Origin of the sequence: Pseudarthrobacter sp. CCNWLW207, from assembly GCF_037203945.1 — a bacterium.
GTDB lineage: Bacteria > Actinomycetota > Actinomycetes > Actinomycetales > Micrococcaceae > Arthrobacter.
This window is the reverse complement of the sequence record NZ_JBBCBS010000011.1, coordinates 96,591-118,452: the sequence shown is the minus strand read 5'-3', so window position 1 is coordinate 118,452 and position 21,862 is coordinate 96,591. Positions and strand designations below refer to the sequence as shown.

Below are 21,862 nucleotides of genomic sequence, written 5' to 3'. Positions count from 1 at the left end.
ACCGTCAAGGGCTACGGACTCGGACCCCACTTCGAAGGCCGCAACGCCACCCACCAGATGAAAAAACTCACCCTCGAGGACCTCAAGGAATTCCGCGACTACCTCCGGATCCCCATTTCCGATGCCCGGCTGGAGGAAGACCCTTACAGCCCGCCCTACTACCACCCCGGTGCAGATGCGCCCGAGATCGCCTATCTCCTCGAGCGGAGAAGGGTGCTGGGCGGCGCGGTCCCCGAAAGGCGGCCGAACCACCAGGCCGTTGAACTGCCCGAGGCGAAGACGTTCGACGTCGCCAAGCGCGGCACGGGCAAGCAGCAGGCCGCCACCACTATGGCCTTTGTCCGGCTCCTGAAGGACCTGCTCCGCGACAAGAAGTTCGGGCACCGGATTGTGCCCATCGTGCCGGACGAATCCCGGACCTTCGGCATGGACGCGTTCTTCCCGACGGCGAAGATCTACAACCCGGGCGGCCAGAACTACCTGTCCGTGGACCGGGACCTCGTCCTGGCCTACAAGGAATCCGCGCAGGGCCAGCTGATCCACCCCGGCATCAACGAAGCCGGGGCCGTCGCAGCCTTCACCGCCGCCGGCACTGCCTATGCCACGCACGGCGTGCCCCTGATCCCGGTCTACGTGTTCTACTCCATGTTCGGCTTCCAGCGCACCGGCGACGCCTTCTGGGCAGCAGCGGACCAAATGACCCGAGGCTTCATCATCGGCGCCACCGCAGGACGGACCACCCTCACCGGCGAAGGGCTCCAGCACGCCGACGGCCACTCCCCCATCCTCGCCGCCACCAACCCCGCCGTGGTCACCTACGACCCCGCCTACGGCTACGAAATGGGCCACATCATCCGAGACGGCATCGAACGGATGTACGGACCGGACTCCACCGACCGGAACCTGATGTACTACCTGACGGTGTACAACGAACCGATCACCCAGCCGGCCGAACCCGAAGAGCTCGACGTCGAAGGCGTCCTCAAAGGCATCTACCTGCTGGCTCCGGCAAAGATCGACGGTCCCCGGACCCAGATCCTGGCCTCCGGCGTCTCGGTGCCGTGGGCGCTGGAAGCCCAGCGGCTCCTGGCCGAGGACTGGGGCGTCTCAGCCGACGTCTGGTCCGTCACGTCCTGGAACGAACTGCGCCGCGACGGCCTCGCTGCCGAGGAAGAAGCGTTCCTCAACCCCGGCGAACCCGCCAGGACACCGTTTGTGGCGAAGCAACTGGCCGACGCCCAGGGTCCCATCGTGGCCGTCTCGGACTACATGAAGGCCGTCCCGGACCAGATCCGCCAGTTCCTGCCAAACGAGTTTGCCTCGCTCGGCGCGGACGGCTTCGGCTTCTCCGACACCCGCGCAGCAGCACGCCGCTTTTTCAAGAACGACACCCATTCCATCGTGGTGAAGACGCTGCAGTTGCTCGCGGCGAGGGGCGACGTGGAGGAAGGCGCACCGCAATACGCCATGGACCGTTACAAGCTCCTTGACGTCAACGCCGGCACCACCGGAGGCGCGGGCGGCGACGCCTGACCTACCAGATGGCAAGTTGGCGGCAATGCCCGTTGAGGAGATTGCCGCCAACTGCCGTGTCGTGTGGATAGTCTGAAGTTATGGGGAACACCGCTGAGATCAGGACCACCGCTGTTGTCCTGGCCGCCGGCGCCGGGACGCGGCTGGGGAAGGGACCCAAGGCCCTTCTTCCCTACCGCGGCCGGCCGCTCGTGGAATCCATCGCCGGAACACTGCTCGACGGCGGCTGCCGCGACGTGGTGGTGGTGCTCGGCGCCGGCGCTGCCGATGTCTCAGCGATGGCCAAACTGGACCGCTACCGGACTGTTGTGAACCAAGACTGGCAGTCCGGGATGGGCAGTTCGTTCCTGCTGGGCAACGCCACCGCCCATCACCAGGATCACCTGCTGGTTGCCCTGGTAGACCAGCCCGGCCTCACGCCCCGAACCGTCAGGCGCCTGCTGGCCGCGCACCGTCCGGGCCGGATCACCGCAGCTGCCTATCGCGACGGCGGCAGTCAAGGCCGCGCCGATGTTCAAGTCCGCCGCGGGCATCCGCTGCTCATCGACATCGGACTCCGGGCGGCTGTTGCCGAAACGGTAACGGGCGACGCCGGGGCACGCGGCTTCCTGCAGTCCCACCCGGAGCTGGTGGACGAGGTGGACTGCAGCGACCAATCCACGGGGGAGGATGTTGACACCCCGGAGCAGCTCTACCTGCTGGGCTAGCCACCACCGGCGAAGAGGAGTTCCTGCAAGCCGCGCTTGAACGCGGACCGCCCGCCATGGGCGGGATGCCTGACCGTCGGCGCGTCCACGCCGGTCCGAAGCAGGCTGCGATGCGCCACGTTGCCCACCGCCACCACAGTTTGGATCGGAAAAATCTCGGTCAGCGATTGCCAAAAGGGAGTTCCGAGGTCTGCTTCGGCTGCTGTCGGCGTGCGGTTGGACAACGGCCGCCCCGCCACATGGGTGTGCCACGGGCAGGAACTCCACAGCAGCGGAAGGAAGTCCAGTTCCGCGAGGACGTCCCACATCACCGTAGCGGTGGGTTCGGACGCGACCCCGGCCGCCTCCTCCGGCAGCGCGTAGCCCTTGCCCGGCCCAAACAGTCCGAACCTGTTGGCCGGCCCCTCGAACATGGTGCGGTTAGTGAAGGGAACTCCGGTGATCCTCATGCCCCTGAACCCCGGCGCCTCCCCCAGGAGCAGTACCTTCGGCGCGCGGTCCAGCATTTCCTGAAGATAAATCTCCAGGTTCCGCCGGCGCTGCGTATTTCCCGGGTCGGCGGCAGCGAAGATGTTATTGCGTGCCGGCCCAGACGGCACGACCGAAAGCCGCTCCACGAAGGCGCTGATGGAATGGGTGCTCATGCGCTACCAGCGGGGGTGGATGGCCTCGCGGAAGTAGTGGTCGTAAATCCAGCGCACGCCCTCGTCGAATTCGCCGTTGAGGGAAACGCCGGCCGCTGCAGCGTTCGCGATGGCCTGGTCCGCGTTGCGCGCCCCTGGAATCACGGAGGTGACGCCGTCCTGCGCGGCGATCCAGGCGATGGCCGCCTGCGCGGTGCCAACACCGTCCGGGACCAACTGCTCGAACTCGGCCACGGCCTTCAGCCCCACCTCGTAATCCACACCGGAGAACGTCTCCCCGACGTCAAACGATCCGCCGGTTCGGTTGTAGTTGCGGTGGTCATTCTCCGCGAACGAAGTGTCCTTGGTGTATTTGCCCGAGAGCAGGCCTGACGCGAGCGGAACCCTGGCGATGATGCCCACGTCCGCAGCCTTCGCAGCTGGCAGGACCTCGTCCAGCGGCTTGAGCCGGAAGGCGTTGAGGATGATCTGGACGGACGCCGTGCCTTCGTGCCTGATGGCTTCGAGGGCTTCGTCGGTGCGTTCAACGCTAACGCCGTAGTTGCGGATGGCACCTTCGGAGACCAGCGTGTCCAGGGCGTCGTAGACCTCCGCGTTGCTGTAGACGGGCGTGGGCGGGCAGTGCAGCTGGACCAAGTCCAGGCTGTCCGTGCCCAGGTTCTTCCGGGAGCGGTCCACCCACTGGCGGAAGTTGGCCAGGGTGTAGTTCTCCGGCTGCTGGTCCATGCGGCGGCCCATTTTGGTGGCCACTGTGATGTCCAGCCCAGGGTTGTCCTTGAGGAACGCGCCAATGGCCTGCTCGCTCTTGCCGTCGCCGTAAACGTCGGCGGTGTCGAAGAACGTGACGCCGGCTTCCGCTGAGGCGGCCAGGATGGCCTGCGCCTGTCCGTGGTCCACGTTGCCCCAGTCAGCTCCGAGCTGCCAGGTACCCAGCCCGACGATGGAGACGTTCCGTCCGGTCTTGCCTAATCTGCGCTGTTCCATCCCACGACTATATGGCCTCCTTCAGCACAGGGACGGTGGGCGCGGCGGCGTCCCTCAGGCCAAGGTAGATCTTGTCCCGGGCAATGGGCAGCGATGCGAAGCGCACGCCGGTAGCGTTCCGGATGGCATTCGCCAGGGCAGGTGCCACCGGGTTGAACGGGCTTTCGCTCATGGACTTCGCACCCAAGGGGCCCAGTTTGTCGTTGGTATCGGCGAAGTACACCTCGCTGCGGGGTACGTCGGCGAAAGTGGGAATGTGATACTGGCGCAGGATGTCGGTGGTCACGCGGCCGGCGTCGTCCACCACCACTTCCTCGTAGAGTGCCGCACCCAGCGCCTGCGCGATCCCGCCCTCGATCTGGCCCCGGCACTGCCGGGGATTGACCACCACGCCGGCGTCGGCAGCCTGCACACTCTGCAGTATCCGCAGCTCACCCGTGCCGCGGTTCACCGCTACGCGGAAGCCATGCACGTTGAATGCCACGGACCGGGGCGTGCCGCCCCACCGCCCTTCGGCAGCGAGTTCGACGCCGGCTTCCGCAGCGGCGTGCGCCAGTTCCGCCAGCGGTACTGGGGTTCCCTCGCACACCACGGTGTCACCGTCGAGGACGCAACCGGAGGACTGGACCTGCCTGATCCCGGCGGCGAAGGCACGGATCCGGACGGCAAGTTCCTCCGCGGCGGCGAGCGTCGCCTTCCCGGCAACCACCGTTCCGGCGGACCCGAACGCGCCGGTGTCGTGCTCGATCAGGTCAGTGTCGGACTGCCGCACAGCAACCCGCGAGGCCTCTGTGGACAGCGCGGTGGCTGCAAGCTGGGCGTGCACCGTGGTGGTGCCGTTACCGAACTCTGCGGTGCCGACGTCGGCCTGGTACGTTCCGTCCGGCAGGAGGCGGAGCTTCGAGTGGGCGAAGTGGCCCCGCGGCGGTACGGTGTCGATCATGGACAGCGCGGTGCCCTCCCCCGTCACCCAGTCCGGGCCGAGCCGGTCCAGCCCCGCCGCTCGATAACGTTCCGCACCGCGGTCCAGGGCGTCGCGGACAAGGCGCGTGCACTGGTCCAGGCCGTAGCTGCCGTAGTGGACATCCTCCTCCGGCTCGGGGTGGGTGGACAGCATGTCGTCGCCTTCGCGCACCATGTTCCGGCGGCGGAACTCCAGCGGATCCATCCCGATCCCGATGGCAAGCTCGTCCATGGCTGATTCGATCGCGAAGATCATCTGGCTCAGGCCGTAGCCGCGGAAGGCGCCGGAGGGGACAGTGTTCGTATACACCGCCTGGGCGTCAACCCTTTTGTTATCGCATTTATAGACAGCCAGGGACTCACCGCAGCCGTGGAACATCACGCCCGGGCCGTGGTTCCCGTACGCGCCCGTGTTGGTCAGGACGTCCAGCTTCAGGGCGGTCAACCGGCCGTCGGCGCTGGCCCCGGCCTTGAGGTTGATGGTGAACGGATGCCGGGTGGTGGTGGCGGTGAACTGCTCGGTCCGGGTCAGTTCAAGCTGGACGGGCCGGCCCAGCTTCAGGGCCGCGAGCGCCACGATATCCTCCGTCAGCACTTCCTGCTTGCCGCCGAACCCGCCTCCCACACGGCCGGCCACCACGTGGACCTGTTCCTCGGGCAGCCCGAAAACCCGGCAGAGCGTGCGGCGGACCAGGAACGGGACCTGGCTGGACGTGCGGACCTGCAGCCGGCCATCGCTGTCCACCTCCGCGATGGCGGCGTGGGTCTCGAGCGCGACGTGCTGGACCCGTTGCGTCTGATACGTCTGCTCGTGGATGAAGCTGGCGGCCGCGAAGCCCTGCTCAACGCTTCCCAGTTCGGAGTGGAGTTCGGCCACGACGTTCTGTTCGGGGCGGGCAATCCGGGCCGTGAGGGCGTCCTTCTCCCCATGGAGAGTAGGCGCCCCGGGGCGGATGGCGTCCTGCGGCGTGAACACGGCGTCGAGGATGTCATACTCGACGGCGAGCGCCCGGACTCCCGCTTCGGCGGCGGGCACCGATTCTGCCACGACGGCGGCGACCCGCTGGCCGCGGAACCTCACTACGTCGTCGAGCACACGGGTGTCGTCCGGATCGTCCGTGTAGAGCTCGTGCTGGGCGGTGGAGAAAAGCTGTTCCGGCGCGTCCTGATGGGTGAACACCGCTACCACACCGGGTACTTTCAGCGCCGCTTCTGTGTTGATGCTGACGATGCGGGCGTGGGCGTGCGGTGAGCGCAGCAGCTTCAGGTGCAGGAGCCCGGGCAGCTGGTCGGCGGGAATGTCAAGGGTGTAGCGGGCGGTGCCGGTGACCACGGCGCGGCTGGCGGGCGCGGGGACGTCGTCGCCCATCCCGCCGGGCCGCGGTTCGGGCTGGCCCTCGCCCGCGATGCCGGAGCCCTGTCCGGCGGGGTCCGGATGCCCGGCGTGCCCGCAGACGGCGTCCTCGATGGCCCGGTAGCCGGTGCAACGGCAGAGGTTTCCCTTGAGGTTGCGGGGCAGGTTGTCCTTTTGTTCGTCGGTGAACGTTGCCGCGGTCATCAGCATGCCGGCGGTGCAGAAGCCGCACTGGAAGCCCTGGCGTTCCAGGAACTGCTGCTGGACAGGATGAAGTTCGTCGCCCGCGGCGCCGGTCGTTCCGGCGAGTCCTTCAATGGTGGTTACGGCGTGTCCCTCGGCACGGACGGCCGGGTAGATGCAGCTGTGGACAGGAGTGCCGTCGACGTGCACGGTGCAGGCACCGCAGTCGCCGCCGTCGCACCCCTTTTTGACGCCCAGGTTGCCCTGCTCGCGCAGGTACGTCCGCAGGCACTGCCCCGGGCGCGGCTCAGCTGACGCCGCCGTGCCGTTGATTTCGATGGCCATGCTCAGGCCCCTTCCTGCTGTGGGATGCCGGGTGGCTGCGGCGAAGTACGCGGCAGCTGATTGCTGGCCGGCTGGGGTGGCCAGAAGTCGCCGGAAACAGGAACGTCCGATGCCCCGTCGGGGGAAGCAAGCTCGGCGCGGATCTCTTCCGCGAGCCGGTACGTCATGTCCTGCCGCCAGGCCGGCAGCCCGTGGATGTCGTCGTGGTAGAGGTTTTCGGGAATGGCGTCACGCAGCGCTGCGGCCAGCTCAGCCGTGTCCGGCAGGTGCCGGAAGCGCAGCTGCACGGGCCGTTTGGTGGCGGCGGTGACGGTCAGGATGAGGGACGTGCCGCCGTCGAGCCTTCCGATCAGCAGTACTCCGGAGCGTCCCAGGTTGCTCAGGGACAGGCGGCGGAACGCCACCCGGGACGCAAGGGCCGACGCCGGGAGGTGGACACTGCGCAGCAGCTCGCCGGGTGCCAGGCAGTTGGTTCCGTCCCCGGTGACGAAGTCGGCCACGGGGACGGCGCGGGTAGTGCCGCCGGGCCCCAGGATGGTGGCCACGGCATCGAGCCCGGCGCAGAGGGATGTCATAGGCCCTGCTGGAAGTGCCGTGCAGACGTTCCCGCCCACCGTGGACATGTTCCAGACCTTGAACGAGGCCACGAAGGAGTCGCAACAGGGCCGGAAGAGATCCAGCGCGGGCCAGCCCCGGCGGGCCAAGTCCGGCGCATCCGGGAGGGCGTAAAGTTCCGCGACCGTGCACGTCGCGGCCAGCTCGATGCCGTCGTCGGTGAGGGTCACGGGTGTCCAGCCGGCCGAACCCAGGTCCAGGAGTCGCTTGAGCGGTTCGGGTCCGAAGGCGTAGCTGCCGTAGGAAAACAGGACGGTGCCGCCGGCCAGCCAGGCATCGCCGTCGCGCCAGTCGGCGGGGTCGGTAGTGCGGACCACCGCCTCGATGGTGTTCATGTCCATGCGATCTCCTGCTGGCTGATGGTGGTGGGCGCCGGGCGCCCGGCGGCCCGGGCGGCGGGCTGGCGGATGGGTCCGGAGGTCTCCCGCAGCGGCGTGCACGAGGACTTCCTGTTGCGGGATGCGATGAGCTCCGCGGTGACGGACACGGCAACCTCGGCCGGGGTCACGGCACCGAGGTCCAGCCCGATCGGCGAGTGCAACTGCGCGATCCGTTCCGGCCGCACGCCCGCGTCCAAGAGGTCATCGACGCGCTGGAGGTGGCTGCGGCGCGACCCCATGGCACCGACATAGGCAAGGTCCAGGGCCAGCGCCGCTTCCAGCAGCGGGATGTCGAACTTGGGATCGTGGGTGAGCACGCAGGCCACTGTGCGCTGGTCCAGCCGGCCTGCTGCGGCTTCTGCTGCGAGATACCGGTGCGGCCAGTCAGCGACCACCTCGTCGGCGCAGGCAAACCGTGCCTGCGCAGCGAAGGCGGGACGGGCGTCTATTAGGGTGACCCGGTAACCGAGGAGTTTGGCTGCCGGCACCAGGGCCGCACCAAAGTCATTGGCGCCGAACACCAGCATCCGGGGCGGGGCGATCCTGCTCTCGACCAGGAGTGTGACGGGTTCGCTGCCACAGATGCCCGGCGCGGCCAGATGCAGCACCCCAGTGGATCCGCTCCACAGGAATGACTCAAGCTGCCCAACGCGGGTCCGGTCCAGGCCAGGTTCCCCGTCCAGGCCCAGGAGCGCTGTGACTTCCGGAGTCCCGGCCACGCTGAACGTGGCCGGGTCCGGAATGACCACGGCGCCGCTGCCGCCGGCATCCAGCCGGCGGACCAATGCCACAGGCTCCCCCGGCGGGAGGGAGGCGAGCTGCCCGAGGGTTTCCCGCAACTTGTTGCCAGACCCCGCGTCAGACCCAGTGCCAGGCCCTGCGTCGGCGGCCTCGATGTGGATCGTCAGCTCGCCGCCGCAGGTGAGCCCTGCCGCGAAGGCATCGGCGGCACTGTAGCCGAACGTCCCCTGGCGCGTGCCGCCGTCGTGCATTGCCTCCAGGGCGAGCGCCACCACGGCGCCTTCCACACAACCGCCGGACAGGCTGCCCAGGACGGCCCCGGATTCGGCGATCAGCATGGACGTTCCCACCGGGCGCGGCACCGAGCCGGTGGCCGCCACAACGGTGGCCACAGCGTACCGTTCGCCGGCCAGGGCGGGCGGCCAGGAACTGAGTGAAGGGATCAGGTCCAGCATGGCGGCACTCCTTCTTCCGGCGTGGCGGTGGTTTCCATATTGTCGTTCCTATCGGGAGCCGGACAAAGCACCGGTCCGGCGGTTGTGCGTTGAATGTGCTGGGCGGAGGGCGGTCAGGCGCCCAGCAGCAGGTTGATCGGGCCGCGGGCGAAGTACACCAGGAAGCCGGCGCTGACCACCCACATGAGCGGATGGATCTTCTTCGCTTTTCCTGAGGCCGCACCGATGATGGCCCAGGACACAAAGCCCACGCCGATGCCGTTGGCGATCGAGTAGCTCAGCGGCATGGTGACGATCGTGAGGAAGGCCGGCAGGGCCACGGAGAACTTGCTGAACTTGATCTCGCGGATCTGCGCCATCATCATCGCGCCCACCACCACCAGGGCTGCAGCCGCCACTTCGAGCGGGACCACGCTGGTCAGGGGGGTGAGGAACATGGAGCCCAGAAAAAGCACACCCGTGACCACCGATGCCAGGCCGGTGCGGGCGCCTTCGCCAATCCCGGCCGCGGAGTCGATGTACACCGTGTTGGAAGAACCCGAGGTGGCGCCGCCCGCCACAGCCCCGAAGCCTTCGACGATGAAGGCGGACTTGAGCCGCGGGAACGTGCCGTCCTTGTGGGCCACTCCGGCACTCTTCGCCAGGCCCGTCATGGTGCCCATCGCGTCGAAGAAGTTGGTGAAGACCAGGGTGAACACCAGCATGGTGGCTGCGAGCCCACCGATCCTGCCGAAGGCGCCGAACATATCGAACTGTCCCACCAGGCCCAGGTCCGGGGCGGAGACGAGCTGGCCGGAGAGGACCGGGGGGTTCAGGTGCCAGCCGCCGGGGTTCGTGGCGCTGGCCGGGCCGATCTTCATCACGGCCTCAACGACGGCCGCCAGCACGGTGGTGGCAACGATGCCGATCAGCAGGCCGCCCTGTACCTTGCGGGCCACGAGGATGCCCATGGCCAGCAGGCCCACCACAAAGACCAGCGTGGGGATGGAGGTGATGGAGCCGCCGTCGCCCAACTGCACGGGCGGGCCGCCCGCCGTGGCGCGGATGAAGCCGGAGTCCACAAAACCGATGAAGGCGATGAACAGGCCGATTCCCACCGTGATGGCGGCTTTGAGTTCCTTGGGGACGGCCCGGAAAATCGCTGTGCGGGCTCCGGTGATGCCGAACAGGACTATCAGGATGCCGTTGATCACCACGAGCCCCATGGCCTCGGCCCAGGTGACTTCCTGGATGACCGAGACGGCCAGGAACGAGTTGATGCCCAACCCGGCGGCCAGGCCGAACGGGAGGTTTGCGACGAGTCCGAAGAGGATGGTCATGACGCCGGCGGTGAGCCCGGTGACCGCACCCACCTGGGCCGCAGACAGCCAGCCGCCCGCCACGTCGGTGGGAGCGTTGTCCGCCGCGAACCCGCCCAAGATCAGCGGGTTGAGGATCACGATGTACGCCATGGTGAAGAAGGTGACCAGGCCGCCGCGGAATTCGCGGGCCAGCGTGGAGCCCCGCTCGGTGATCTGGAAGAAGCGGTCCAGGAATGAATCCGGCACCGGAGGCTTGGGCCTGGGTGCGGGCTTCGGAGCCGAATGCTCCTCGTGGGAATGATCCAGGATGGTCATGTCTGCCACCGGGCCCTAGTAGTCGATCCTGGATTCGAGCGTGTTCCAGGTGTTGAACGGCTCCAGTGGCGTGGGTGCCTGCGGATCGTCCAACCCGAGCTTGGCCACCGGCATCAGGACATCCCTGTCGCGGTTCTCAAAGTATTCGTAAAAGACTGCGTCGTCGAAGCCGACGGAAGCGGCGTCGTGCCGGTCCGCGGCGAAGACGACCCGCTGGACGCGCGCCCACAGTGCGGAGGCCAGGCACATGGGGCATGGTTCGCAACTGGTGTAGAGGACGGCGCCGGTGAGGTCGAACGTGCCCAGTTCCTTGCAGGCGGTGCGGATCGCGGTGACCTCGGCGTGCGCGGTGGGATCGTTGTCGGCGGTGACGCGATTGACGCCGTCGAACGTCTGGCCATCAGCCGTGACGATCATGGCCCCGAACGGGCCCCCGCTGTTCAGGACGTTGGCTGTCGCCAACTGGATGGATCGGGCCAAATACTGTTCGGCCGTGACGGTGGTACTCATGATGCGACTTCCTTATTGCCGGGAAGCCTGTTGCCGCTTGCAGGACCAGTAGAACCAGGTGCGACGGTTACCAGGCTTCAGCATGTGCTGTGAAGGTTAAGTTGCGCCTGGTAGATAGCTTCCCGACAGTCCGGGTGCCCGCCTTTGGCAAGATCGAGGTTAGCACCGCTGTGTGGCCTGCGCCATAGTTTTCTGGAAATTTGATTTCGCAATGTGAAATCCTTGTTACGGGGCCATCACCACCCGGCAGTCACATTTAGCTGCGCGCCTGGTGCCATTGACGGGCCGCCTGCAGCGCCCCTACGCTGATCCCCAGCCGCAGCTGCCCTCCGCCGCGGCCACCTGGATCAGCAGACAGGGCTTCACTGAGCTGGCATCGCCATATTGACTCCCAGCCAAAGGAATCCCATGACCCTCGTCCCCCACAGTCCAGCCTCCCGCCTCTGGATCAGGAATCCGCAGGCCGCTTTCACCGCCAATGCTCTCGACGCCTCGGGCGGCCTGGTGGTCAGCGAAGGCATCATCGTGGAGGTTCTTGCTGCGGGCCAGCAGCCCTCGGCACCATGCCAAAACACCTTCGACGCCGGCAACCACGTCCTGCTGCCCGGCCTGATCAACACCCACCACCACTTCTACCAGACCCTCACCCGCGCTTGGGGCCCGGTTGCTAATGCGCCCCTCTTCCCCTGGCTGCAGAACCTCTATCCGGTTTGGGCCCGGCTCACTCCCAAGGACCTGGAACTGGCCACCACCGTGGCACTTGCCGAACTCCTGCTCTCCGGCTGCACCACCGCAGCCGACCACCACTACCTCTTCCCGGACGGATTGGAACACGCCATCGATATTGAAGTGGACGTGGTGCGCGGGCTGGGCATGCGGGCCACTTTGACCCGCGGTTCCATGACGCTGGGAACGGACGACGGCGGCCTGCCGCCCCAGTCCACGGTGCAGGCTCCGGAGGTGGTGCTGGAGGACAGCGAACGGCTGATCGGCCAGTACCACGAGCGCGGCGCCGATGCCGTAATCCAGATTGCGCTGGCCCCGTGCTCTCCCTTCTCCGTGACCAAGGAAATCATGGCCGAAAGCGCCCTGCTGGCGGAGCGGCTGGACGTCCGGCTGCACACCCACCTCGCCGAAACCCTGGACGAGGAGGAATTCTGCAAGGAGATGTTCGGCCTGCGCACCGTCGACTACCTGGACAGCGTGGGCTGGTTGACCGACCGCACCTGGCTGGGCCACGGCATCCACTTCAGCGATGCCGAGATCGCCAGGCTGGGAGCCGCGGGCACCGCCGTCGCGCATTGCCCTACCTCAAACATGCGGCTGGCATCCGGCACCGCGCGGGTCCTGGAACTGGAGGATGCGGGAGTCCCCGTGGGGCTGGGAGTGGACGGGTCGGCGTCGAACGATGCCTCCAACATGATCCTCGAAGCCCGGCAGGCGTTGTACCTGCAGCGGCTTCGCTACGGGGCCGACGTCCCCGTGGAGCGCGCGCTTGCGTGGGCAACGCGCGGCTCCGCGGCCGTCCTGGGCCGGGACGGACTGGGGCAGCTGGCACCCGGGATGCAGGCAGACCTGGCCCTGTTCCGGCTGGACGATCTTCGCTTCTCGGGCAGCCACGATCCCATCGCCGCACTTCTGCTGTGCGCGGCGGAACGGGCAGACCGGGTGATGGTGGGTGGCCAATGGCGCGTGGTGGACGGGCAGATTCCGGGACTGGACATCGCAGGGCTCATCGCGGAGCACTCCGCCGCAGCCCGGAGGCTGGTAAACGGCTAGGCCCTGGGCACTTCGGTACCTGCTCGCTCTGGCTGCGACATCCGATCGTTGCTAGCGTGGCGGCATGAGCCCGTCGAAGACTCCGGCCGAAATCCTTGACATTGATGGTGCCGAGGTCCGGATCTCGAGTCCGGACAAGGTAGTGTTCCCCGAGCCCGGGCTGACGAAGCTCGACCTCGTGCGCTACTACCTCGCCGTTGCCGACGGCGCTCTGCGCGGTGCCGGCGGCAGGCCCATGGTGCTCAAGCGCTTCCCGAAGGGCATCGACGCCGAGGCGTTCTTCCAGAAGCGCGTGCCTGAGAACCACCCCGACTTCATCGACACAGCCACCCTGCACTACGCGTCCGGCACTTCGGCTGAAGAAGCCGTCATCCGGAATGCTGCGGGGCTGGCGTGGGTAGTGAATCTTGGCTGCCTGGACCTCAACCCGCACCCCGTGCGCGCCGAGGACCTTGAGCATCCCGACGAGCTCCGCGTGGACCTGGATCCAATGCCCGGCGTCGACTGGTCCCAGATCGTCGACGTTGCGTATGTGGCGCGGGAGGTGCTCGTCGATATGGGACTGGCTGGGTGGCCCAAGACGAGCGGGTCCCGAGGGCTGCACATCCTGGTACGCATCGCACCCAAGTGGTCCTACCGCGACGTGCGGCTCGCAGCCGAGACCCTCGCCCGGGAGGTGGAGAACCGCGCGCCGGGCCTGGCCACCGCGCGGTGGTGGAAGGAGGAGCGCGGCGAGAGCGTCTTCGTGGACTTCAACCAGAATGCCAAGGACCGCACCGTGGCATCGGCATACTCAATCCGGCCGCTGCCCGACGCCAGGGTCTCCACGCCGCTCACCTGGGACGAGGTCCGCTCCGCCCGGCCGGAACAGTTCACGGTACTGACCGTGCCCGAACGCTTCGCAGAAAAGGGCGATCCACATGAAGGCATTGACGACGCGGTCGGCTCACTCGAGAGCCTCCTCGCGCTGGCGAAGGAGCTCGGGCCCGCCGAGAAGCCACCACGCGGCGGCGACGGCTCGGGCCGCCGGCAGTCGGTGATGCCGCTCATCGAGGTGGCCCGCACCAAGACCAAACCCGAGGCGCTCGCGGCGCTGGATGAGTGGAAGAGCCGGCATACCGACGTCGTATCTGAACTTCATCCCGCCGACGTGCTCGTTGACGGCATGCGCGGATCAAGTTCGCTCTGGTACCGGGTGCGGGTGAACCTGCAGCACGTGCCCGAAGCCAAGCGTCCGCCGCAGGAGGAACTCATCGCTGACTACGACCCCTGGGCCGGCAAGGAATGGCCCGGGCGGCCTGGTTCCTGACACCGGCGACGCGCACTCGGCCTGGCGACACACAAAATACCTGAGGACACAGAAATGGCCTGGCGACACCCGAATTCGGGTGTCGCCAGGCCATTTCTGTGTCCTCAGTGAACATGCGAGTCGTCAGCGGCGGCCGAAGCCCGGAAGGGCGTGGACCCAGCGTGAGAACCGGCCCTGAACATGCTCACGGTCTGCCGGCAGATAGAAGTCCGGATCCGTTCCGCCTCCGAGGGGGAGGTAGAACTCCTGGACTGAGGGTGCCGCCGTCTGTGCCGGTGCAACCGGCGTGTCCTGCTGGTACATCTGATCCTCCTCCGAGGGGTTGGCGGGTTCGTGTAACTTCCGCAAAGTGGAAAGTAACTTCTGCTATGTGAAATAGCTTAGGCTCCAGGCGCAGGGTTCGTCAACGGCCTCGCAGGCCGTCAGTCACAAACTGAATTTTCAGATTGTGATGTACACCACCGCACTGCTGGGCTATTCTGGAAACCAACTCGTGGCGCAAGTCACGTAACCTGGGAGCAGCAGGCAGGGTCGTAATGAGCTGGCATCAATTGATGTCGGCTCATTTTTTGTTGGGCCGACGGTACTAGAAACGCGTGGGAAACGCGCGCTTAATTTCTATGTGGAACTTTGTCCCACATACCTGAAGTTGGGAATCAGACCATGAGCAGCAACATCATCCTCGGCCACAACCAGTACGGAAAGGCCGAAGTCCGGGTCGTCAAGATCACCCGCGACACCGACCGCCACGAGATCGAAGACCTGAACGTCACCTCGCAGTTGCGCGGCGACTTCGAGGCCGCCCACCGGGAAGGCGACAACGCCCACGTGGTGGCAACCGACACCCAGAAGAACACGATTTACGCCTTTGCCCGTCAAGGCGTTGGCTCCCCCGAAGCCTTCCTCCTGCGCCTCGGAGAGCACTTCACCTCCAGCTTCGACTGGGTCACCGGCGGCCGCTGGGAAGCCGAGTCCTACAGCTGGGACCGGATTCAGGCCCACGGCAGCGAACACGACCACTCCTTCGTGCGCAATGGCCAGGAAGTCCGCACCGCCGTCCTGGTCCGCGACGGCGCCGCAACCCACCTGATCTCAGGGCTCAAGGACCTTACCGTCCTGAAGTCCACGCAGTCCGGCTTCGTGGGCTACCCCAAGGACAAATACACCACGCTCCCTGAAACCACGGACCGCATCCTGGCCACCGACGTTTCCGCCCGCTGGCGCTTCAAGACCGGAACTGACTTCAGCGCCCTGGACTTCAACAAGAGCTACGAGGACGTCAAGGGCCTCCTGCTCGAGGGCTTCACGGAGAAGTACTCCCATGCCCTGCAGCAGACCCTGTTCGATATGGGCACCAAGGTCCTTCAAGCCCACAGCGAGATCGATGAGATCAAGTTCTCCATGCCCAACAAGCATCACTTCCTGGTGGACCTCTCGCCGTTCGGCCTCGACAACCCCAACGAGGTCTTCTTCGCCGCCGACCGCCCCTACGGCCTGATCGAGGCCACCGTCCAGCGCGACGACGCCACCCCGGCGGACATCGCCTGGTCCGGCATCGCCGGTTTCTGCTAGGCCACGCGAACACCATCCACATCAGCCCCGCCCCCGGAGATTTTGTCCACTTTAAGCGCCTTCCGGACTCCCACCTTTGTGGACAAGAACTCCAGGGCGGGGCACTCCTAAGCCCCACATTTATAGCCAGACCACGTTAGCCAGACAAAGACGTCTGCCATGAACCAGAAAGTCTGCCGTGAACTTCAAAAAACCAAGCCTGGCCGCCAAATCCGGCCGCAAGCCCTCTGACCGCCCCGAAGACCAGCGCCTCTCCATTGGCAGCAGCTTCGCCTACGGCTTCCAGCATGTCCTCACCATGTACGGCGGCATCATCGCCCCGCCATTGATCATTGGCGCCGCGGCCGGCATGTCCTCCCAGGACATCGGCCTGCTCATTGCCGCGTGCCTCTTCGTGGGCGGCCTCGCCACCGTCCTGCAGACCGTCGGCATCCCGTTCTTCGGCTCAAAGCTGCCGCTCGTCCAGGGCGTCTCATTTGCCGGCGTCTCCACGATGGTGGCGATCGTCCACGGCGGCGGGGGCATCCAGTCAGTCTTCGGCTCGGTGATCGTTGCCTCGCTGATCGGCCTGGCCATCACCCCGTTGTTCTCCAAGATCATTCGGTTCTTCCCACCAGTGGTCACCGGAACAGTCATCACCACCATCGGCCTGACGCTGATGCCGGTCGCCGCCAACTGGGCGATGGGCGGCAACAGCAAGGCACCGAACTACGGCAGCATGGCGAACATCGGCCTCGCCGCCGCCACCATGGCCATTGTGCTGCTGCTCAGCAAGGTGGGCAGCGCCACCATCTCGCGGCTCTCCATCCTGCTGGCCATGATCATCGGAACGGTCATCGCGTTTGTTACCGGCATGGCAGATTTCTCCAAAGTGGGACAGGGCGAGATCGTCGCATTTCCCACGCCGTTCGCCTTCGGCCCGCCGACGTTCCATATCGCGGCCATCATCTCCATGCTCATCGTCATCCTGGTGACGCTGACCGAGACTTCGGCTGACATCATCGCCGTCGGCGAGATCGTGGGCACCAAGGTTGATTCCCGGCGCATCGGCGACGGCCTGCGGGCCGATATGCTCTCCAGCGCCATCTCGCCGCTCTTTGGCTCGTTCACGCAGAGCGCCTTTGCCCAGAACGTTGGCCTGGTAGCCATCACCGGCATCAAGAGCCGCTTCGTGGTCACCGCCGGCGGCATCATCCTGGTGATTCTCGGCCTGCTGCCCGTACTGGGCCGGGTGGTCGCAGCGGTGCCCACACCCGTCCTGGGCGGGGCCGGCGTCGTACTCTTCGGAACAGTGGCCGCGAGCGGCATCCGCACCCTGTCCAAAGTGGAGTACCGGAACAACATGAACCTGATCATCGTGGCGGCGTCCATCGGCTTCGGCATGATTCCCATCGCCGCACCGGCCTTCTACGACCAGTTCCCGTCCTGGTTCGGCACGATCTTCCACTCCGGCATCAGCTCCGCCGCCGTGATGGCCATTCTGCTGAACCTGCTCTTCAACCACCTCAAGGCCGGCAACTCGGAAAACCAGTCGGTCTTTGTCGCGGGCACGGGACGCGTGGTCCGCGAGGAGGATCTCAAGTGCTTGGCCGACGGCGACCGTTACGAAGGCGGCAAGCTGATCGACTGCGACGGCAAGGAAGTCCCGGTGGAATCGTCGTCAAAGTCTGACCACTAGCTGGCAGGAGAAACCCCCGGCACCTCAGGTGCCGGGGGTTTCAACGGGGTGGGCGCCCTCAGACGGCCAGCGGTACAGGATGAATTTCATCCGCAGGATGGCCGGAGCGTTCGTGGATAATCCTGACCGCATCCGCTGAAGGGGCTTCGGACAGGCAATAGACCAGGCCCGATTCCGGATCCGCCCACGCCTGCTTGAAGTCAACATGCTCGTCGTCCTGGATTGCCAGGTCCGCGTTATGGGCTTCCCGCAGTTGCTCCGCAGTGATTCCCACCATGTTGTGATGAACGTCCATAAATTGCGCCATGATAGCCTCCGCCGGGTCCAAATCCTATGGGATGGGGCTGATGCTACGCCCACCCCTGAACCCGGTCAACGGCTCCGGAAATACCCTTCCTCCGAGGCCTCACCTGTACGTTGACGCGCCCGTAGGGGGTGGGGTCAGTTGCGGTTGAACTCGTCCGAAATTGCCTGGGCCGCCTCGCGCAGCATGGGCACCGCCCGCTCGCCGAAGGACGCGTCCACGCGGGATACCGGCCCGGACACGGAGATGGCTGTGGGGGTGGGAGCATTAGGCACGGCCATGGCAAAGCAGCGCACGCCAAGCTCCTGTTCTTCCTCATCGATGGAGTAGCCGCGTTCCCGGATTTTGCCCAGGTCCGCCAGCAGGGACTCGATGTCGCCGATGCTCTTCGAGGTGGGGGTGGGCATCCCCGTGCGGGCCACTATGCCGCGGACAACGTCGTCGTCGAGCTGGGCCAGGATCGCCTTGCCCACGCCGGTGTCATGCGTGTGGGCCCGGCGACCCACCTCGGTGAACATGCGCATGGAATGCAGGGACGGCACCTGGGCGACGTAAATGACCATGTCCGAATCGAGGACAGCCATGTTGGAGGTCTCCCCCAGCCGGTCCACCAGGGTCTTCAGTTGCGGCCGAGCCACGGCGCCTAACTGCTTATTGGCGCCTTCGCCAAGCCGGATGAGCCGTGGGCCCAGTGCGTACCGGCGGTTAGGCAGCTGGCGGATATACCCCAGCGTGACCAGGGTGCGCAGCAGCCTGTGAATCGTGGGAAGCGGCAAATCAGTGGAGGACGAGAGTTCGCTGAGCGTCACTTCTCCGCCGGCATCCGTGATCAGTTCCAAGAGTTCGAAGACGCGCTCTACGGACTGCACGCCTCCAGAGGCTTTTTCAGCCATGTACCAGTCTCCTGAGGACTCGATTTCCGACAACTCTTATCCGCATCGTGAAAAGAATTGCCCTAGATCTCCCAAGATACATCACGGCTGGACCCGAGTCGACGAACCTCATAGGCTTGTAATTCCACAAAGTAGATAATAATATCCATAATACGAAATCTTTAGATCAGCACCGAGCCCGGCGACGGGCCTACCAGGAGGACATTCAATGGCGAACCCGAGCCCCGGAAATTCGATCACCCTGCGTGTGGAAGCACCGTCCAGCTTCTCCGCCACCAGCGAACTGGCTGCAGCCGTTGGAGCGGCCGGCGCAGCCATCACCGCCCTGGACGTCACCGAGTCCCACCACGAGACGCTCGTTGTTGACGTCACCTGCAACACCACCGACGACGAACACGCCAACCGCGTCAAGGACGCACTGAACGCCCTCGACGGCGTCACGGTCCAGCACGTCTCTGACCGAACCTTCCTGATGCACCTGGGCGGCAAGCTCGAAGTCGTCCCCAAAGTAGCCCTGCGCAACCGTGACGACCTCTCCCGCGCCTACACTCCCGGCGTCGCCCGCGTCTGCCTGGCCATCGCCGAGGACCCTGCCGCTGCCCGCAACCTCACCGTCAAGCGGAACACGATCGCCGTCCTCACCGACGGCTCCGCGGTCCTCGGCCTGGGCAACATCGGCCCCGCCGCCGCCCTCCCGGTCATGGAGGGCAAGGCCGCCCTGTTCAAGCAGTTCGCCAACGTGGACGCCTGGCCGGTGTGCCTGGACACCCAGGACACCGAGGAAATCATCATGATTGCCAAGGCCATGGCCCCCGTCTACGGCGGCATCAACCTGGAGGACATTGCGGCTCCGCGCTGCTTCGAGATCGAGAACCGCCTCCGCGAGGAACTGGACATTCCGGTCTTCCACGACGACCAGCACGGAACGGCCATCGTCACGCTGGCCGCCCTGGTCAACGCCCTGCGCGTAGTGGGCAAGAAGCTTGCAGAAGTGAAGATTGTGGTCTCGGGCGTCGGTGCCGCCGGCTCGGCGATCATCCAGCTGCTGAAGGCACAGGGCGCCAGGCACATCATCGCCGCAGGCCGCTCCGGCGCCATCCACTCGGGCGAAAGGTACGACGACGAACACCGCGCCTGGATCGCCGCGAACACCAACGAGGATGGCTTCTCTGGCACCCTGCACGAGGCCCTGGCGGGAGCGGACGTGTTCATCGGCGTCAGCGCCCCGCACGTCATCGGCGAGGAGCAGGTTGCGTCCATGGCCGATAAGGCGATCGTTTTCGCCATGGCCAATCCGACGCCGGAAATCGATCCGGCCATCGCGTCCAAGTACGCCGCCGTGGTGGCCACCGGCCGCAGCGACTTCCCCAACCAGATCAACAATGTCCTGGCGTTCCCCGGGTTCTTCCGCGGACTCCTGGACGCCGGAGCGTCGGACATCACCCCGGAAATGCTGGTGGCCGCCGCAGAGGCTATCGCCAACCGGGTGGCTGATGATGAACTGAATGCCAGTTACATTATCCCCAGCGTCTTCGATCCCCATGTCGCCGCAGACGTCGCTAGTGCAGTATCACAAGCAGCGCACGCCGCGGCGGCAACCGCAGCAGCCAGTACAGCTCCGGATGCGGCAAAGGTTTCAGCTGAAACCCAAGCCGCCTTCGCCAACGCCTGATTCGCAGCCAACGAAAGGACCAGAAATGGCCATCACAGTCACAGACCCCCGGCCGATCGAACGCGCGGAGGAGATCCTCACCCCCAAGGCCCTGGCGTTCATCGAAGAGCTGCACAAGCGCTTCGCCGGAACCCGCAACGAGCTGCTTGCCGCCCGGGGCGCCAAGCGCCAGCGGGTCGCAGAGACAGGCAAGCTGGACTTCCTGCCGGAAACCCAGGACGTGCGCGACGGCGACTGGAAGGTTGCGGAGGCTCCGGCAGCACTGCAGGACCGCCGGGTTGAAATGACCGGACCGGCCTCGCCGGCCAAAATGGCCATCAACGCCCTGAATTCCGGCGCCAAGGTGTGGCTGGCGGACCTCGAGGATGCCAGCACGCCCACCTGGGGCAACGTGATCGACTCCATCCTGAACCTCCGCGATGCCGCCCAGGGAACCCTGAGCTACACCTCGGCCGAAGGCAAGGAATACACGCTCCGCACCGACGCGCCCCTGGCCGTTGTAGTGGCCCGTCCGCGCGGCTGGCACATGCCCGAAAAGCACCTGCTGATCGACGGCGAACCTGCCGTTGGTGCGCTCGTGGACTTCGGCCTGCACTTCTTCCACGTGGCCAAGCAGCTGGTCCTCAACGGCCACGGCCCGTACTACTACCTGCCCAAGATGGAAAGCCACCTTGAGGCGCGGCTCTGGAACGAGGTCTTTGTCTTCGCCCAGGACTTCCTGGGCCTCGGCCAGGGAACCATTCGCGCCACAGTGCTGATCGAGACCATCCCGGCCGCCTTCGAGATGGATGAGATCCTCTACGAACTGCGCGATCACGCCTCGGGCCTGAACGCCGGCCGATGGGACTACCTGTTCAGCATCATCAAGTACTTCCGCGACGCCGGCGAGGAATTTGTGCTTCCGGACCGCGCCTCGGTGGTCATGACGGCTCCGTTTATGCGCGCCTACACCGAGCTGCTGGTCAAGACCTGCCACAAGCGGGGCGCCTTCGCGATGGGCGGGATGGCCGCCGTCATCCCCAACCGCCGGCACCCCGAGGTCACCGAGGCAGCCTTCGCCAAGGTCCGGGCTGACAAGACCCGTGAGGCCAACGACGGTTTCGACGGTTCGTGGGTGGCCCACCCGGACCTGGTCCCCACCTGCCGCGAGGTGTTCGACGCCGTGCTCGGCGATAAGCCCAACCAGCTGGACAAGCAGCGCCCCGAAGTCTCAGTTACTGCAGACCAGCTGCTGGACATTGCCTCTGCTGACGGCCAGGTCACCGAGGCCGGGCTGCGCCTGAACCTGTATGTCGCCGTCGCCTACACCGCTGTATGGCTGTCCGGCAACGGCGCGGTGGCCATCCACAACCTCATGGAGGACGCCGCCACAGCTGAGATCTCCCGCTCGCAGGTGTGGCAGCAGATCCGCAACAAGTCCGTCCTGGCCGACACCGGAAACACTGTCACCCGGGAGCTGGTGGAGCGGATCCTGGGCGAGGAAACCGAACGGCTCCGCACCGAGTTCGGCGACGAAGCCTTCCGCCTCTACTACAAGCCGGCCAGCAACCTGATCGCGGACATCTGCCTCTCCGAGGACTACACGGACTTCCTCACCACCCCGGCCTACGAACTGGTGGGCTGAG

At 66.0% G+C, this 21,862-nt stretch carries 18 protein-coding genes; 8 read left to right on the top strand and 10 right to left on the bottom strand.

Annotation, left to right across the window (positions count from 1 at the left end; translation table 11 throughout):
• Together V9L17_RS17660 and nboR are read left to right on the top strand one after the other, a co-directional pair.
• On the top strand, positions 1 to 1,533 hold a 1,533-nt coding region (locus tag V9L17_RS17660), incomplete at its 5' end, for a transketolase-like TK C-terminal-containing protein (protein WP_443198048.1).
• Between the two features lie 80 nt (positions 1,534 to 1,613).
• The gene (gene nboR / locus V9L17_RS17655; RefSeq protein ID WP_337352309.1) at positions 1,614 to 2,240 is read left to right on the top strand and encodes a nicotine blue oxidoreductase; all 627 of its coding nucleotides are present in this window, start codon (positions 1,614 to 1,616) and stop codon (positions 2,238 to 2,240) included.
• Here nboR and V9L17_RS17650 read toward each other — a convergent pair.
• The 7 genes from V9L17_RS17650 to V9L17_RS17620 form a co-directional block, all read right to left on the bottom strand.
• Positions 2,237 to 2,884 (bottom strand): uracil-DNA glycosylase, encoded by a 648-nt coding sequence (locus V9L17_RS17650; RefSeq protein WP_337352308.1) that lies wholly within the window; start codon positions 2,882 to 2,884, stop codon positions 2,237 to 2,239. The two genes, nboR and V9L17_RS17650, sit on opposite strands and share 4 nt — an antisense overlap.
• 3 nt (positions 2,885 to 2,887) lie before the next feature.
• Complete coding sequence (locus tag V9L17_RS17645; RefSeq protein ID WP_337348877.1) at positions 2,888 to 3,868, bottom strand: aldo/keto reductase; 981 nt, start codon at positions 3,866 to 3,868, stop codon at positions 2,888 to 2,890.
• Positions 3,869 to 3,875: 7 nt separating this feature from the next.
• Complete coding sequence (locus V9L17_RS17640; RefSeq protein WP_337352307.1) at positions 3,876 to 6,713, bottom strand: molybdopterin-dependent oxidoreductase; 2,838 nt, start codon at positions 6,711 to 6,713, stop codon at positions 3,876 to 3,878.
• Positions 6,714 to 6,715: 2 nt separating this feature from the next.
• On the bottom strand, positions 6,716 to 7,669 hold the full coding sequence (locus tag V9L17_RS17635) for an FAD binding domain-containing protein (RefSeq protein ID WP_337352306.1): 954 nt from the start codon (positions 7,667 to 7,669) through the stop codon (positions 6,716 to 6,718).
• The gene (locus tag V9L17_RS17630; protein ID WP_337352305.1) at positions 7,660 to 8,904 is read right to left on the bottom strand and encodes an XdhC family protein; all 1,245 of its coding nucleotides are present in this window, start codon (positions 8,902 to 8,904) and stop codon (positions 7,660 to 7,662) included. The genes V9L17_RS17635 and V9L17_RS17630 overlap by 10 nt, the downstream gene beginning before the upstream one ends.
• Positions 8,905 to 9,017: 113 nt before the next feature.
• The gene (locus V9L17_RS17625) at positions 9,018 to 10,520 is read right to left on the bottom strand and encodes an NCS2 family permease (protein ID WP_337352304.1); all 1,503 of its coding nucleotides are present in this window, start codon (positions 10,518 to 10,520) and stop codon (positions 9,018 to 9,020) included.
• A gap of 15 nt (positions 10,521 to 10,535) precedes the next feature.
• Positions 10,536 to 11,030, bottom strand: a complete 495-nt coding sequence (locus tag V9L17_RS17620) for a nucleoside deaminase (protein WP_337352303.1) — start codon at positions 11,028 to 11,030, stop codon at positions 10,536 to 10,538.
• 408 nt (positions 11,031 to 11,438) lie between these two features.
• On the opposite strand from V9L17_RS17620, the gene V9L17_RS17615 reads away from it, so the two are divergent.
• Both V9L17_RS17615 and ligD read left to right on the top strand, forming a co-directional pair.
• A complete protein-coding gene (locus V9L17_RS17615; protein ID WP_337352302.1) occupies positions 11,439 to 12,809 on the top strand; it encodes an 8-oxoguanine deaminase in 1,371 nt (456 codons plus the stop codon).
• 64 nt (positions 12,810 to 12,873) lie between these two features.
• Entirely contained in the window at positions 12,874 to 14,118 is a 1,245-nt protein-coding gene (gene ligD, locus V9L17_RS17610; RefSeq protein ID WP_337352301.1) for a non-homologous end-joining DNA ligase, read from the top strand.
• Between the two features lie 123 nt (positions 14,119 to 14,241).
• On the opposite strand, the gene V9L17_RS17605 is transcribed toward ligD, so the two are convergent.
• A complete protein-coding gene (locus V9L17_RS17605) occupies positions 14,242 to 14,421 on the bottom strand; it encodes a hypothetical protein (RefSeq protein ID WP_337352300.1) in 180 nt (59 codons plus the stop codon).
• A 360-nt stretch (positions 14,422 to 14,781) separates the two neighbouring features.
• Here V9L17_RS17605 and pucL point away from each other — a divergent pair, with 360 nt between their 5' ends.
• On the top strand, positions 14,782 to 15,690 hold the full coding sequence (pucL, locus tag V9L17_RS17600) for a factor-independent urate hydroxylase (RefSeq protein WP_337348868.1): 909 nt from the start codon (positions 14,782 to 14,784) through the stop codon (positions 15,688 to 15,690).
• Between the two features lie 178 nt (positions 15,691 to 15,868).
• The gene (locus tag V9L17_RS17595; RefSeq protein WP_337352299.1) at positions 15,869 to 17,368 is read left to right on the top strand and encodes a nucleobase:cation symporter-2 family protein; all 1,500 of its coding nucleotides are present in this window, start codon (positions 15,869 to 15,871) and stop codon (positions 17,366 to 17,368) included.
• A gap of 58 nt (positions 17,369 to 17,426) precedes the next feature.
• Here V9L17_RS17595 and V9L17_RS17590 read toward each other — a convergent pair whose 3' ends face one another.
• Both V9L17_RS17590 and V9L17_RS17585 read right to left on the bottom strand, forming a co-directional pair.
• Entirely contained in the window at positions 17,427 to 17,663 is a 237-nt protein-coding gene (locus V9L17_RS17590) for an SCO4226 family nickel-binding protein (protein ID WP_197497113.1), read from the bottom strand.
• A gap of 146 nt (positions 17,664 to 17,809) precedes the next feature.
• Positions 17,810 to 18,565 (bottom strand): IclR family transcriptional regulator, encoded by a 756-nt coding sequence (locus V9L17_RS17585; protein WP_337348866.1) that lies wholly within the window; start codon positions 18,563 to 18,565, stop codon positions 17,810 to 17,812.
• 208 nt (positions 18,566 to 18,773) lie between these two features.
• On the opposite strand from V9L17_RS17585, the gene V9L17_RS17580 reads away from it, so the two are divergent.
• Entirely contained in the window at positions 18,774 to 20,237 is a 1,464-nt protein-coding gene (locus tag V9L17_RS17580; protein WP_337348865.1) for an NAD-dependent malic enzyme, read from the top strand.
• A gap of 25 nt (positions 20,238 to 20,262) precedes the next feature.
• Positions 20,263 to 21,861, top strand: a complete 1,599-nt coding sequence (gene aceB, locus V9L17_RS17575) for a malate synthase A (RefSeq protein WP_337348864.1) — start codon at positions 20,263 to 20,265, stop codon at positions 21,859 to 21,861.
• Position 21,862: the final 1 nt, after the last annotated feature.

Bases quoted from the DNA above. Each gene is read 5' to 3' on its own strand.
- nboR (WP_337352309.1), top strand. From the start codon at position 1,614: ATGGGGAACACCGCTGAGATCAGGACCACCGCTGTTGTCCTGGCCGCC.
- V9L17_RS17650 (WP_337352308.1), bottom strand. From the start codon at position 2,884: ATGAGCACCCATTCCATCAGCGCCTTCGTGGAGCGGCTTTCGGTCGTG.
- V9L17_RS17645 (WP_337348877.1), bottom strand. From the start codon at position 3,868: ATGGAACAGCGCAGATTAGGCAAGACCGGACGGAACGTCTCCATCGTC.
- V9L17_RS17640 (WP_337352307.1), bottom strand. From the start codon at position 6,713: ATGGCCATCGAAATCAACGGCACGGCGGCGTCAGCTGAGCCGCGCCCG.
- V9L17_RS17635 (WP_337352306.1), bottom strand. From the start codon at position 7,669: ATGGACATGAACACCATCGAGGCGGTGGTCCGCACTACCGACCCCGCC.
- V9L17_RS17630 (WP_337352305.1), bottom strand. From the start codon at position 8,904: ATGCTGGACCTGATCCCTTCACTCAGTTCCTGGCCGCCCGCCCTGGCC.
- V9L17_RS17625 (WP_337352304.1), bottom strand. From the start codon at position 10,520: ATGACCATCCTGGATCATTCCCACGAGGAGCATTCGGCTCCGAAGCCC.
- V9L17_RS17620 (WP_337352303.1), bottom strand. From the start codon at position 11,030: ATGAGTACCACCGTCACGGCCGAACAGTATTTGGCCCGATCCATCCAG.
- V9L17_RS17615 (WP_337352302.1), top strand. From the start codon at position 11,439: ATGACCCTCGTCCCCCACAGTCCAGCCTCCCGCCTCTGGATCAGGAAT.
- ligD (WP_337352301.1), top strand. From the start codon at position 12,874: ATGAGCCCGTCGAAGACTCCGGCCGAAATCCTTGACATTGATGGTGCC.
- V9L17_RS17605 (WP_337352300.1), bottom strand. From the start codon at position 14,421: ATGTACCAGCAGGACACGCCGGTTGCACCGGCACAGACGGCGGCACCC.
- pucL (WP_337348868.1), top strand. From the start codon at position 14,782: ATGAGCAGCAACATCATCCTCGGCCACAACCAGTACGGAAAGGCCGAA.
- V9L17_RS17590 (WP_197497113.1), bottom strand. From the start codon at position 17,663: ATGGACGTTCATCACAACATGGTGGGAATCACTGCGGAGCAACTGCGG.
- V9L17_RS17585 (WP_337348866.1), bottom strand. From the start codon at position 18,565: ATGGCTGAAAAAGCCTCTGGAGGCGTGCAGTCCGTAGAGCGCGTCTTC.
- V9L17_RS17580 (WP_337348865.1), top strand. From the start codon at position 18,774: ATGGCGAACCCGAGCCCCGGAAATTCGATCACCCTGCGTGTGGAAGCA.
- aceB (WP_337348864.1), top strand. From the start codon at position 20,263: ATGGCCATCACAGTCACAGACCCCCGGCCGATCGAACGCGCGGAGGAG.